At 65.6% G+C, this 12,773-nt stretch carries 10 protein-coding genes; 4 read left to right on the top strand and 6 right to left on the bottom strand.

The features are described 5' to 3' along the window. Positions 1–619 precede the first annotated feature (619 nt). Positions 620–2,980: an EAL domain-containing protein gene (locus Q0897_RS14020; RefSeq protein WP_299310023.1), complete on the bottom strand. Its 2,361-nt coding sequence runs from the start codon at positions 2,978–2,980 to the stop codon at positions 620–622. A gap of 255 nt (positions 2,981–3,235) precedes the next feature. On the opposite strand from Q0897_RS14020, the gene Q0897_RS14015 reads away from it, so the two are divergent. After that, the gene (locus Q0897_RS14015; RefSeq protein WP_299310022.1) at positions 3,236–4,987 is read left to right on the top strand and encodes a methyl-accepting chemotaxis protein; all 1,752 of its coding nucleotides are present in this window, start codon (positions 3,236–3,238) and stop codon (positions 4,985–4,987) included. Between the two features lie 135 nt (positions 4,988–5,122). Then, on the top strand, positions 5,123–6,064 hold the full coding sequence (locus tag Q0897_RS14010) for a TIGR00730 family Rossman fold protein (RefSeq protein WP_299310021.1): 942 nt from the start codon (positions 5,123–5,125) through the stop codon (positions 6,062–6,064). Here the strand turns inward: Q0897_RS14010 and thiD are convergent. Both thiD and glmM read right to left on the bottom strand, forming a co-directional pair. Continuing rightward, positions 6,040–6,837 (bottom strand): bifunctional hydroxymethylpyrimidine kinase/phosphomethylpyrimidine kinase, encoded by a 798-nt coding sequence (gene thiD, locus Q0897_RS14005; protein WP_299310020.1) that lies wholly within the window; start codon positions 6,835–6,837, stop codon positions 6,040–6,042. The two genes, Q0897_RS14010 and thiD, sit on opposite strands and share 25 nt — an antisense overlap. Beyond that, positions 6,834–8,174, bottom strand: coding sequence for a phosphoglucosamine mutase (gene glmM, locus Q0897_RS14000; protein ID WP_299310019.1), 1,341 nt, complete (start codon positions 8,172–8,174; stop codon positions 6,834–6,836). Before glmM ends, thiD begins: the two co-directional genes overlap by 4 nt. 97 nt (positions 8,175–8,271) lie before the next feature. Here glmM and Q0897_RS13995 point away from each other — a divergent pair, with 97 nt between their 5' ends. Further along, entirely contained in the window at positions 8,272–9,585 is a 1,314-nt protein-coding gene (locus Q0897_RS13995; protein WP_299310018.1) for a cation:dicarboxylase symporter family transporter, read from the top strand. Between the two features lie 138 nt (positions 9,586–9,723). Next, positions 9,724–10,341 (top strand): superoxide dismutase, encoded by a 618-nt coding sequence (locus tag Q0897_RS13990; RefSeq protein ID WP_299310017.1) that lies wholly within the window; start codon positions 9,724–9,726, stop codon positions 10,339–10,341. Positions 10,342–10,408: 67 nt separating this feature from the next. On the opposite strand, the gene Q0897_RS13985 is transcribed toward Q0897_RS13990, so the two are convergent. From Q0897_RS13985 to Q0897_RS13975, 3 genes are all read right to left on the bottom strand, one after another. Then, the gene (locus Q0897_RS13985; RefSeq protein WP_299310016.1) at positions 10,409–11,641 is read right to left on the bottom strand and encodes an AI-2E family transporter; all 1,233 of its coding nucleotides are present in this window, start codon (positions 11,639–11,641) and stop codon (positions 10,409–10,411) included. 74 nt (positions 11,642–11,715) lie between these two features. Continuing rightward, positions 11,716–12,357: a sigma-70 family RNA polymerase sigma factor gene (locus Q0897_RS13980; protein ID WP_202086710.1), complete on the bottom strand. Its 642-nt coding sequence runs from the start codon at positions 12,355–12,357 to the stop codon at positions 11,716–11,718. Further along, positions 12,357–12,512 (bottom strand): NepR family anti-sigma factor, encoded by a 156-nt coding sequence (locus tag Q0897_RS13975; protein WP_236672309.1) that lies wholly within the window; start codon positions 12,510–12,512, stop codon positions 12,357–12,359. The genes Q0897_RS13980 and Q0897_RS13975 overlap by 1 nt, the downstream gene beginning before the upstream one ends. Positions 12,513–12,773 lie beyond the last annotated feature (261 nt).

Here is a 12,773-nt window from a genome sequence, read left to right as displayed (position 1 = left end):
ATCGTGCGGCAATGATCGCAGCCCGCCTCGTTCAGCAAGCCCGTTCAGGATCTGCGCGAAGGTGTCCGCGGGAAGAACTATGCGCATCTCGCCGCCAATACCAAAAAACCTGTCGTGTAAGCGGGAACACTTTGGGGAAGCGGATCCGCTTCGTCTGCTGAATGGTCGCTGCTAAGCTTCCAAATCCGGTATGCCGCTCTTGGCGCATCCATCTTCTTGCAAGATCCCTCATTACGCGCCAGCACGAAATTATCCCCCCCCCCGCGTGATCTCCCGCGCCGTCCGCACGGCGTGCAGGCTCTTGCCCTCCACGACAAAGCGCAGTTCCAAAGCCGAATGACGAGCCCCAAATGCGAGCTCACGGGGGTTTAATGCCGAGAGCCCGCAATTGAGCAGCCAGATCGACGCCGGGATAGTCTCGAAGCCGATCGGTTGCTCGCTGCATACGTGTGGGTCGAGGCGCCGCGCCAGGACGTTCGCACCCGTAGCCCGCTCCAGCAACGGACTGGTCGCACCGGGAAGAGGGCCCCGATGCTTCCCCCGATTTCGAGCGCGTCGCGGCCTCACCCCTAAGACTCCGCCGCTCGGGTATCGGCTTGATCGAATCCCTCCCGCCTGTTCAAATCCCGGCCAGGGAAGGCCGCCGGGATTCCAGCAGCGCAGGCAGGTCCCGCTCGTCCACTGCGGCCGAAAAGAGGAACCCCTGCAACGCGTTGCACCCCGCCAATTGCAGGAAGGCCTTCTGCTCCGACGTTTCCACCCCTTCGGCGATCACTGCCACGTCCAGCGCCTGACCAAGCGATATGACCGTTTCGATGATCGCACCGGCCTGCACATCCTGTCCCAGTCGGGCGACGAAGCTGCGGTCGATCTTGATGCGATCGACATGGAACCGGCTGAGATAGTTGAGGCTTGAAAAACCGGTCCCGAAATCGTCGATGGCGAGGCGGAAGCCAGCCTTGCGCAACGCGGCGAGCGTGCACCTGATCGTTTCGTCGGTGTCGAGGAACATCGTCTCGGTGATTTCCAGTTCGATCTGCACCGGAGAGACGCCCGCCTCGCAAACGGCGGCGGTGACCTGGCTTGCAAAGCCCGGCGCCCGCAATTGCACCGGCGAAACGTTGACGGCAAAGCCGAGCCGCGGCCACGCCCGCGCAACCCGGCAGGTTTCCTTCAGAACCCACATGCCGAGCGGGAGAATGAGCCCGCAATCCTCCGCCACGGGGATGAACGCATCCGGCGCGAGCTCACCAAGCGTCGGATGGCTCCAGCGCACCAGCGCCTCGAACCCGGCGAGGCGTCCGGCCTCGGCGGTATATTGCGGCTGAAACTGGACATAGAGGCCCTCGTCGCCGGTGAGCACCTTGCGCAGGTCCTCCTCGATCCGGAGGCGGCGCAACATCGTCCGGTCCATGTCCGCACTGAACACCCGGCAACCGTCGCGCCCCTGTTCCTTGGCACGATACATCGCGATGTCGGCCCGGCGCAGCAATTCGGTGCGCGCCACCGCCTGCCTCGGCGCGAGCGCGATGCCGATGCTCCCGCCGATATGCACGGTCGAGCCGATGATCGAAAACGGCTCGCGCAGCTGTTCGAGCGCGGCCTCGGCAATGGCCACCGCCTCCGGTCCGCCCGGTCCCGCAGGCAGGCAGATCGCGAACTCGTCCCCGCCCAGGCGCGCCACCATCCCGTTTGAGGGGATTACCGACAACAGCCGCTCCCCGATCTGTTCGATCAACCGGTCGCCGGCCAGGTGACCCAGCGTGTCATTGACCTGCTTGAACCTGTCGAGATCGACCAGCATGACCGCCGGTCCTTCCCCGCCGTGATGCGCCGACAGCGCCCGGTCGACAAAATCCATGAAGGCGATGCGATTGGGCAGTCCTGTGAGCGAATCGTGAAGCGCGAGGTAGTTCGCCTGCGCCTCCTTCGCCTGCAATTCGGTATGCGCGGCGGAGATTTCGCCGATCAGTTTCGCGTCCCGCGCCATCAACCGCCCGATCCCGGCCAGCAGCAGCGCCAGCAGCACGGCCATCGCGGCCATCGCGGCGATGACGCGCCCGCGAATCGATTGGAGGATGGCGCGCCCCGGCATCTGCGGCCGCCAGGTGAAATAGCCGATCGGCTCTCCGGTCGAGGATTCGAGCCGCAGGCTGAGCGTTCCGGAACCGGGGGCATCCGGGCGCCCGGTCACGCGTGCCCCCTCGATCATGCCGAAATCGGCGAGGCTCTTGCGCAGGCCGGAATTGAGGAAGCGAACGCTGACCAGCAGAGGCTCGGTTCCGGCATAGGCCTCGTTCCAGTACGAGCTGGGGGACATGCGCATGACGCTCCCCGCCGCCGCGCGCCCGTCGATCTTTGCAAGGTCGGTGGCGTGGATCGCATATTCGGACGTCCGGACCGTGCTGTCGGGATGAAGCGCGTGCCCCTCGAGCCGGTCATGCACGGATGACGGGCGCGGCCCGATCCCGCGCGCCGAATCCACGAGCGGGGCAAGATCGGCGGCGACCTTGCGGTAGCTGTCCGCATCCGAACGCCTGCCATCGACCATGGCGAAGAGCGGTTCGTTCCGGGCATTGAGGATGTAGATCGAATCGTGGCCGAAGGTATGGTGGAGCCATATCCCGACATTATCCTCGATCCAGTCGAGATCGGGGGCGGGCTTGCGCGCCTCTTCCCAGGCCGGATCCCAGATGGCAACGCCGCCCTGCGTCTGCGCAAGTTCGTCGAGCACGCCGGCGATCGTCGCGCGCACTTCACGAATCTGCCGGTCGCGCATGGCCTGATCGCTTTGCCGGACCGTGGTCTGCAAGCTCCACGCGGAGAACAGCAGGACGATCAGCGCAAAGACGACCGACGGCGCGACGACGAAAGTCACGAAACGGAGTGCGAGCCGGGAATCGAATGCGGGCGGTAGCGAGACGCGCGCGATCCGTTTCTTCAGGGCCCGAACCCATTGCCGACCATCATTGAACACCATGGAAGAGAACCTTGCGAACGGCCCCCGGCTTGCGGGGCGCGGCATGGACCCGTGCATTTCCATGAATGCCCACGTCCGAAGTGCGTGCGATCATCCGCCACAACGCTTTAAGATATGGTGCATCGCGACATAGGGCCTGCGATCAGGCCATGCCCGCCACGGCGCGATGGCTAACCAAAATCGCGCGTCTCACCCGTATGTCTGCGTAATCGCGCCTGTTTCGTTTTTACATGAATGCGCGTCACAACGCCGCCCATGACAATTCGCAGAAAGCTCACCGCGTGCCTCGCTGGCCTCATCCTCATCATCGTGGCGATGGCGACGCTGTCCCTGTCGACTATGGCGAGTACGACCGCCGCGTTCGAGACGATCGTCACGGACCGCGTGGCGGCGGTGGGCGATCTCAAGGTCGTGGCGGATAAATATGCGGTGGACATCGTCGATGCCACGCACAAGGCGCGCAGCGGCAGCCTCACCTATGCCGAGGCGTCCCGGCAGATCGCGTCCGGGCGCGCCGAAATCGGCGAGCGCTGGACCAATTACCGCTCGACCCGACTGACCGAGACCGAAGCCGACATGGTTGAGCAGACGCAGGCCCACATGACGGCGGCCGATGCGCGGCTCGACACGCTGCAATCCATTCTGCAGCGTGGTGATGCCGATGCGCTGCGGCAATTTGCCCGGGAAGATCTCTATCCCGCGATCGACCCCGTGTCCGAAGATATCAGCGCCCTCGTCGAATTGCAGATCGACGTCGCCGAATCCACCGGGGCGCAGGAAATCGACCATGCCTATTTCCTGCGCAACCTGATGATCGCGCTGGTCGTTGTCGCCGGCGCCATCGGGCTTGCCGCGATCGCCACGGTCCGCACGCAGGTCGTCGGCCCGATACAGCGGCTTGCCCTTACCATTCGCGGGCTCGCCGCATCGAAGGGCGAAGCAGAAGTGCCGCATCTCGATCAGCGTGACGAGATCGGTGATATCGCCCGCGCCGTCGATAATTTCCGCGAGGCCGTCGTGGATGCGGAACGGGAAAAGGCGCGCGCCGCCGCCGATGCGACCGAAGTGCTGGCCGAACATCTGTCCAGCCTCGCCGCGGGCGACCTGACCTGCACCATCGATCGCGAACTTCCCGAAGCCTACGCCCAGATCAGGCACGATTTCAACGCCGCTGTCACGGAGCTCGCCGCGACCATCGGTTCGGTCAGCGACAGCGTCTCCGAATTCAGGGTCGGTGCAGGCGAAGTGTCGCAGGCATCCGACGATCTTGCACAGCGTACCGAACGCCAGGCGGCCAGCCTGGAGGAGACATCGGCCGCGTTGCGCCAGCTGACCGAAACCGTGCGCAAGACCGCCGAAGACGCCGAAAAGGCAAGCACCGCCGTCGCCGATGCCAAGGACGACGCAGGGCGCGGCGGCACCGTCGTGACACGCACCGTCGCGGCGATGGAGCGGCTGGAAACCACGTCGGTCGAGATTTCGGACATCATCTCGGTCATCGACGGCATCGCGTTCCAGACCAACCTGCTTGCGCTCAACGCCGGGGTCGAGGCGGCCCGTGCCGGCGATGCGGGGCGCGGTTTCGCGGTCGTCGCATCCGAGGTTCGTGCCCTGGCGCAACGCTCCGCAGAGGCGGCGCAGGATGTCAAATCCCGCATCAACGCCACCGCCGGGCAGGTGCAGGAAAGCGTCACCCTCGTCGGCGAAACCGGGCAATCGCTCAAACGCATCATCGACCGCGTCGCGCAGATCAGTACGCTGATCGAGGATATCGCGGGTGCCGCCAACATGCAGTCCGATGGCCTGTCCCAGATCAGCGGCGCGGTGACCGAAATGGACGGCGTGACGCAGCAGAACGCCGCCATGGTCGAGCAGGCGACCGCCGCCGCCCGGCAGCTCACCAGCGAAGCCAGCTCGCTTGCGGATGAAATCGGCAAGTTCAAGATGGAACGCACGCCGCGGCGGGCGCATGCTCTCACGCCCGGAACGATGCGTTTCGCGGCATAGGCCGGCGCGGCGTGGCGAATTCTCCGGGTGGCGGAGCAGAATAGCGCCTGCTCCGGCTTGCGTCTGGCGCCCCGGCCCCTATCTGGGCTGGCTATTCCAGAAGGGATGCGCCCGGCGCAGGAGAGGGAACCGAGTATGACCGAACGCAAAGATCCGCCCACCGAACCGGGCGTTCCCGGCCCGCATGGCGAGCCGTCGAATCCCGACCGCTCGCTCACCCCGCGCAAGTTTTACAAGGCGGAACAGGAGGCGGCCTTCTCGGACGCCTCGCCGCAGCATACGCCCCAAACGCGGCACCCGGCGTACAAGCTGGCGTTTCGCGATACCGATTTCCTCCTGCGGGAGGATCTGCGCCCCGTCCGGTTTCAGCTGGAGCTGCTGAAGGCGGAAACCATGCTCGAGGAGGCGGGCGTGGGCTCCACGCTCGTCATCTACGGTTCGGCGCGCATTCCCTCGCCCGAAGAGGCCGAGCTGCTGAAGGATGCGGCCGAAACGGACGACCGGCCGGCCAAGACGGCCGAGAAGCTGATCGAGAAGGCGAAATTCTATACCGAGGCACGCAAGCTCGCCTTCCTCGCGAGTTCCGCCGCGGTGATCGAGGATGGCAAGCGCCAGTTCGTCGTGACATCGGGCGGCGGCCCGTCGATCATGGAGGCCGCCAATCGCGGGGCGCAGGATGCGGGCGCGGAATCGATCGGCCTCAATATCGTCCTGCCGCACGAACAGGCCCCCAACGAATATGTGACGCCGCGCCTCTCGTTCCAGTTTCACTATTTCGCGCTGCGCAAGATGCATTTCCTGCTGCGTGCGCGGGCAGTGGCGGTGTTCCCCGGCGGGTTCGGCACGTTCGACGAATTCTTCGAATTGCTGACCCTCATTCAGACCGGCAAGATGAAGCCGATCCCGATCCTGCTCTTCGGCAAGGATTTCTGGACCCGCGTCGTCAATTTCGAGGCTCTGGCCGAGGAAGGCGTGATCTCGGCCAAGGATCTGAAGCTGTTCCGCATCGTCGAAACCGCGGATGAGGCGTGGGACCGCGTCACCCGCTTCTATCAGCTGCCGCCGGCCAAACCCTGATCGCCGATGGGGCGTGTGGCGTCGAACGGCACGCCCCCCATCGCATGGCCCAACGGCCCGCCCCCGCGGCCCAAGCCCGGCACATGCGCGATCGCCTGCTCGACAAAGCGGATCGCCCGCCCCGTCGCGGCCCGCAGGTCCATCCCCGCGCCCAGCCCTGCGGCAATCCCGCTCGCCAGCGTGCAGCCGGTGCCGTGGGTGTGGCGCGTGTCGATGCGGGGCGATACGAACACGGTTTCGCCGCCGCCCTGAATCAGCCGGTTTTCGATGTGAGGCCCGGTCGCATGCCCCCCCTTGATCAGCAGGGCGCGCGTCTTTTCGCGCAGCACGGCCTCCCCGCCCAAAGCCTCCAGCTCGGGCAGGTTCGGGGTGGTCAGCGCGGCGAGGGCCATCAACCGTTCGAACCCGGCAATCGTCTCCGCATCGGCGAGCACCGCGCCGCTCGTCGCGACCATGACCGGGTCGAACACGATGGGCACACGCAGCGTTTCGAGCAGGTCGGCGACCGCATGGGCAATGTCGGGCGCGCCGAGCATGCCGATCTTCACCGCGTCGACGCCGATATCCGCGATGCAGCTTTGCGCCTGCGTCACGACGAAATCGGCGGGCAGCATGTGAACGCCCTGCACCCCTTGCGTATTCTGCGCGGTGACGGCGGTGATCGCGGTCATCGGATGCGCGCCGAGCATGGTGATGGTGCGAATATCGGCCTGGATCCCCGCACCGCCCGACGAATCCGAACCGGCGATCACCAATATGCGCGCGATGGTCACGCGCCCGCGTCCCGCACCGCGTCGCAGATCGCGTCGACGACCTGTTCCACCGTGCCCGCATCGTCGCCCTCGGCCATGACGCGGATCACAGGCTCGGTCCCTGATTTGCGAATGACGACGCGGCCGGTGCCGGCCAGCATGCCCTTGCCGTGGGCGATGGCGGTCTTCACACTTTCGGTGTCGAGCGGTTGCCCGCCCGTATAGCGCACGTTTTTAAGCAATTGCGGCACCGGGTCGAACAGATGGAGCAGTTCGCTCGCCCTGCCGCCCGATTGCACCAGCGCCGACAGCACCTGTAGCGCGGCGACCGTCCCGTCGCCCGTCGTCGCATGGTCGAGCAGGATCATGTGCCCCGACTGTTCGCCGCCCACGTTGAAACCGCCCGATTTCATCGCCTCCAGCACATAGCGGTCTCCGACCGCCGTGCGCACCAGCGAGAGCCCCTCGCTCTCCAGAAAACGTTCGAGGCCCAGATTGCTCATCACCGTCGCGACCACGCCCCCGCCGGTGAGCCGCCCCTGCCGGTGCATGTCCCGCCCGATCAGCGCCATGATCTGGTCGCCATCGACCGTGCGCCCCGTTTCGTCCACCACGATGAGCCGGTCTGCATCCCCGTCGAGCGCGATGCCGATGTCGGCGCCTTCCTCGACCACCCGGGCCTTGATCGCGTCGAGCGCGGTGGAGCCGACGTCCTGATTGATGTTGAGCCCGTTGGGCAAAACGCCCATCTGCACGATGTCCGCGCCCAGTTCCCAAAGCACGGACGGCGTCACGTCATAGGCGGCACCATGCGCGCAATCGACGACGATCTTCACCCCGTCGAGCCGCACCCTGTCCGACAGCGAATTCTTCACCGCGTGGATATAGCGCCCCTTGGCATCGTCGATGCGGCGGGCACGCCCGATATCCTTTGCCGGGACAAGCAGCTGCTCCTGATCGAGCATCATCTCGATCGCCATCTCGTCCTCGTCCGAAAGCTTGAAGCCATCGGGCCCGAACAGCTTGATGCCATTGTCCTCGAACGGATTGTGGCTGGCCGAAATCATCACGCCGAGATCGGCGCGCATCGAACGCGCCATCATCGCGACCGCCGGCGTCGGCATCGGGCCGAGCAGCACCACGTCCATCCCCACGCTGGTAAAGCCCGCGACCAGCGCGCTTTCCATCATGTAGCCCGACAGCCGCGTATCCTTCCCGATGACGACGCGGTGTTTGTGCGCCCCGCGCAGGAAATAGGTGCCCGCGGCCTGCCCCACCTTCATCGCCATGGCGGCGGTCATCACGCCTTCGTTGGTGCGGCCGCGAATGCCGTCGGTGCCGAAATATTTGCGTCCCAAAAGTTTTCGTCCCTTGCTGAAGCAATGCGTGCGTGCATCATGCGGCTCAAACGCGTTCCATGTCACGGTGCGCCGGGCATGAAAAGGGGCAAGCATCTTGGCAACGGGCGGCGCAAACGGCGAATATCACGACGCGGCCGGGTCCGAACCCGCGTCGGCGGGCGGGCTCGCGCCGCCGGAAATCCGCATGCCGGCGGCATGGACGCTGGCCGCGCTCGTCGCGGGGCTGACGCTGGGTTTCGTGCTGGCCGAACGGGGCGGGGGCGATGCGGTGCTGGCCGTGCTCGGCCCGGTGGGGACATTGTGGCTGCGCGCGTTGCAGGTGACGATCGTGCCTCTGGTGGCGGCCCTGCTCGTCAATGGTATCCTGCAAATGGTGAAGGCGGCGGGCGCGGGCCGGATGGCGGCGCTGACGCTGGGGACATTCGCGGTCGTGCTGTTTGCAGGCGCGGTCCTGTCGGCGGTGGCGATGCCCGCGCTCCTGTCCGCCTTCCCGGTCCCGGGCGAGGCGGCGCAGGCGCTCGCCCGGCAGATGGCGGGGGCGGAGCCGGGGCCGGTGCCCTCGCTCGGCGATCTCATCGGGAGCCTGGTGCCCGTCAATATCGTCGCGGCGGCGGCGGAAACGGCGATCCTGCCGCTGGTCGTGTTCTTTGCCGTGTTCGCCATGGCGCTGACGCGGCTGGCCGCGGTGCAGCAGGACATCATTGCCGGGTTCTTCGCCGCGCTGGGCAATGCGATGCTGGTGATGATCGGCTGGGTGCTGAAACTCGCGCCGGTGGGGGTGTTCGCGCTCGGCACCGCGCTCGGCGCGACGAGCGGGGCGGACGCGATCGGGCTGCTCGCGCATTACGTCGCGCTGGTGGTGGCGGTGGGCGGCGCGATTTTCCTCGCCGCCTATGCGGTGGCGGTGGTGGGCGCGCGCGTGTCGCTACCCGCGTTCGCCCGCGCGATCCTTCCGGCGCAGGCGGTCGCTTTGTCGACACAAAGCTCGCTCGCCAGCCTGCCAGCGATGCTCTCGGCGACGCGGCAGCTCGGCGTCCGGGAGGAGGCGAGCGATTTCGTCCTGCCGATGGCGGTCGCGATTTTCCGCGCGACCAGCCCGGCGATGAACCTTGCCGTCGCGATCTATGTCGCGGCGTTGTTCGACGTGCCCTTGTCGCCGCCGGTCATCGCGGCCGGGCTGGCGGTGTCCATGCTGACGACGCTGGGCTCGGTGTCGCTGCCCGGCGCGATCAGCTTTGTCGCCTCCATCGGGCCGATCGCGCTCACCATGGGGGTTCCGATCGAGCCGCTGGCGCTGCTCGTGGCGGTGGAGGTGGTGCCGGACCTGATGCGCACGCTCGCAAATGTGACGATGGATGTGGCCGTGGCGGCGACCGTGGGGCGCCGTTCGCGCCCTGCGGAGCGGTAACGGCACGGGGCCGGGCGGCGCGGACAGGCAAAAATCCGGCTTCCGATGCAACTTCATCGCCGTTCACCCGTTGGTAATTTAAATACCCGGCCCATATCGGGGCCACGGGGTCGTACTCAATTCAATCAGGAGACACACATGTCGATCAGCTTTCCCGATCTTCCCTATGCCGCAGACGCGCTCAGCCCGGCGCTTTCCGCCGACACGCTGAACACCCACCACGGCAAGCATCACAAGGCCTATGTCGACAAGACGAACGCCGCCATCGAAGGCAGCGACCTTGCCGGCGCCTCGCTCGAGAAGGTCATTGCCGAGGCGGACAGCAAGGGCGACCAGGGCCTGTTCAACAATTCGGCACAGGCTTGGAACCACGGTTTCTACTGGAACTCGATGAGCCCGGACAAGAAGACGCCGTCGGGCGACCTGGCCCGTGCCATCGACAGCGCGTTTGGTTCGCTCGACGCCTTCCTCGACCAGATTCAGAAGGCCGGTGCCGGTCACTTCGCATCGGGCTGGGTCTGGCTCGCCGCGGATAATGACGGCAAGCTCACGATCGAGGAAACGCACGATGCCGGTACGCTCGCCATCGGCGACAAGAACCCGCTCCTCACGCTCGACGTGTGGGAACACGCCTATTACCTCGATCACAAGAACGTGCGCCCCGACTATCTGAAGGCGGTGGCGACCGATCACATCAACTGGGACTTCGCCGCGGAGAATTACGAGCGCGGCTCGATCTGGAGCTATCCGGCCTGATCGGGTAGATTTCGACCTAGGGAAAAAGGCCGGGCATCGCGCTCGGCCTTTTTTATATCCGCCGGACTTATGCGACGGGCGGAAGCGGGGGTTCGTCCTGCTCCTCGCGCGGGAGGAACAGCGGTTCGCCGAACAGGAAGCCGATGATATTGGGATGGCCCAGATGCTGAAACAGCGCGATCAGCGTGATCAGGATCGGCACCGAAAGCAGCGCCCCCAACGCGCCCCAGACCCATGTGAAATAGCTGATCGCGAGCAGGATCAGCACCGGATTGACGGTGAACCGCTTGCCCAGGATCGCAGGCGTGATGGCGTTCGCCTCGACCCCGTGGAGGGCGAGATAGGCCGCCGCGGGGATCAGCCCGGCGAGAATCGTGTCCGCACCGCCAAGCCCGAACAGCAGAAGCAGCCCCGTCATCGCCAACGGCCCGAGATAGGGCAGGAAATTAAGCAATGCGGCCAGCCCGCCCCACATGATCGGCGCATTCATGCCCAGCGCCCACGCGCCGAGCGCCACCACCACGCCGACGGATGCGTTGATCATGCCCACGGTAAAGATATAGCTGGCAACGCGGTCCTGCACCTCGCGCATGACGCGCGCAGCCCGTAGCGAGGCGCCGAACTCGCTGCGGTCGAGCAGCAGCCGCCGCCGCATCCGCACGCGCGCCTCGATCATGAAGAACGCCATGAGCAGCGTCAGCAGCGTTTCCACGATCAGCGTCGGCGTCGCATAGGCCAGCCGTTCGACGATCGAAGGGGTCGCGACCACCACCGTATTGCCGCGCTCGCCGCTCCCGCCGCCAAGCTCACCCAGTTGCTGGTTCAGTTCGTTCACCCATTCGATCTGCCCGCGAAAGGTGGAGAAACTTTCGGCGATGGATTCGATCATGCGCGGCACATCGTCGAGCAGGACGATCGCGGGCTGCAACACCGTGGCCAGCGCGACGACGACGATGGCGATGAAGATCACCATCGACAGAAACGAGGCCAGCACGTTGGGAATGCCCCACCGCGCGAGCCAGTCGGCCAGCGGCGACAGGATGATGGTGAGGATGATCGCGGTCACGAGCGGGAGGAACACCACCGCCCCGATCGACAGGACGAAGGGCAGGGCGAGAAATATGCCCAGCCCGCCCATCAACAGCAATGCAGAGAGCAGCCGGCTGTGATCGTCGGGCGGTGGAGGCGCCGCGGTCTCGGCGTCCGCGCTAGACGTTACGCGCGTGTCGGCGCCGCGCGCGACGCCGGCGGGCACAGTGTTGCCCGCCGCACTGTCTCCATCATTTCCGCGATCGGCCATTCCATCATGCCCCAACCGTGCCGGGTGCCTTTCGGCCGGATTGCCCGCCGCGATCCTGCGCGGCGCGGCCCGTTTCAATCGCGTCCGGCGTTCACCTGCGGCGATGCCATGTCATCGAGTTCGCCCATGATCGCCGCATGGGCGACCCTGTCCTTGACCGAACGCTGCGGGATCGAGCCTTCGTCGAGCATCGAGTTCAGCGCAGCACGCGCGCGTCCGACCCGGCTCTTGATCGTGCCGACGGCGCATTCGCAGATTTCCGCCGCCTCTTCGTAGCTGAACCCGCCAGCCCCGACGAGCAGCAGCGCCTCGCGCCGTTCGGGCGGAAGCGTGAGCAGCGCCCGGTGCATGTCGGAGAGATGCAGCGGCCCTTCTTGTCCCGCAGGCGCGGTCAGGATGCGTTCGGCCACCGTTTCGTCGTAATCGGCGCGAAACCGGTTGCGGCGCATGTCGGTGAGATAGGCATTGCGCAGGATCACGAAGGTCCAGGCGCGCATCGAGGTACCCGGCTCGAACCGTTCCTGCGCGGCCCATGCCTTCATCAAGGCTTCCTGCACGAGATCGTCGGCCATGTCGGGACGCCCGCAAAGCCCGCGCGCAAAGGCACGCAGATGCGGGATCACCTGTGTCAGCTCGTGTTTGAATTCCCTTTGACGCAACGTGCCATCCTGACCCGGCGCCTTCCTGCTCGGTGCAGGCTTGTCATGTGCTGACATCAATCCTCCGAATCGAACTTCGACAAAAGATCCGCGAAGCTGTCCGGCAAGGGCTCTTCGACTACCGAGTCGTAAAGTTGGCGCAAGCCCGTCGCCCAGTCGGGGCGCTTGCCCTCTGGCGATCGCTTGTCGCTGTCATTCGGCGTTTTTTTCACGTCTTTATTACCTGTCATTCCGCCTCGCAGCAAAGCCCGGAAGAACCGTGGATGGACCCAGTCCGCAACAGCGGCATCCGTGCTCGGTCCCGAAAGGCGGACATTACAAAAATTAATTCGACCCTCGTCATATGCGCGGAACGTTTGTCCGCCGCGATGGTTCCCCCATCCGATAGGGTATATGCCGACCCTTGACAACACGACACATCCTCCGGTCAGTGCAGGCTATAAAAGGGTATGATGCGGTTCGCAGGTTCAATG

Source organism: uncultured Croceicoccus sp., assembly GCF_947496385.1.
Lineage (GTDB): Bacteria > Pseudomonadota > Alphaproteobacteria > Sphingomonadales > Sphingomonadaceae > Croceicoccus.
Note: the sequence above shows the minus strand (reverse complement) of the source record. Positions and strands in the feature narration are given on the sequence as shown.

Bases quoted from the DNA above. Each gene is read 5' to 3' on its own strand.
- Q0897_RS13985 (WP_299310016.1), bottom strand. From the start codon at position 11,641: ATGGCCGATCGCGGAAATGATGGAGACAGTGCGGCGGGCAACACTGTG.
- Q0897_RS14010 (WP_299310021.1), top strand. From the start codon at position 5,123: ATGACCGAACGCAAAGATCCGCCCACCGAACCGGGCGTTCCCGGCCCG.
- Q0897_RS14015 (WP_299310022.1), top strand. From the start codon at position 3,236: ATGACAATTCGCAGAAAGCTCACCGCGTGCCTCGCTGGCCTCATCCTC.
- Q0897_RS13990 (WP_299310017.1), top strand. From the start codon at position 9,724: ATGTCGATCAGCTTTCCCGATCTTCCCTATGCCGCAGACGCGCTCAGC.
- Q0897_RS14020 (WP_299310023.1), bottom strand. From the start codon at position 2,980: ATGGTGTTCAATGATGGTCGGCAATGGGTTCGGGCCCTGAAGAAACGG.
- Q0897_RS13980 (WP_202086710.1), bottom strand. From the start codon at position 12,357: ATGTCAGCACATGACAAGCCTGCACCGAGCAGGAAGGCGCCGGGTCAG.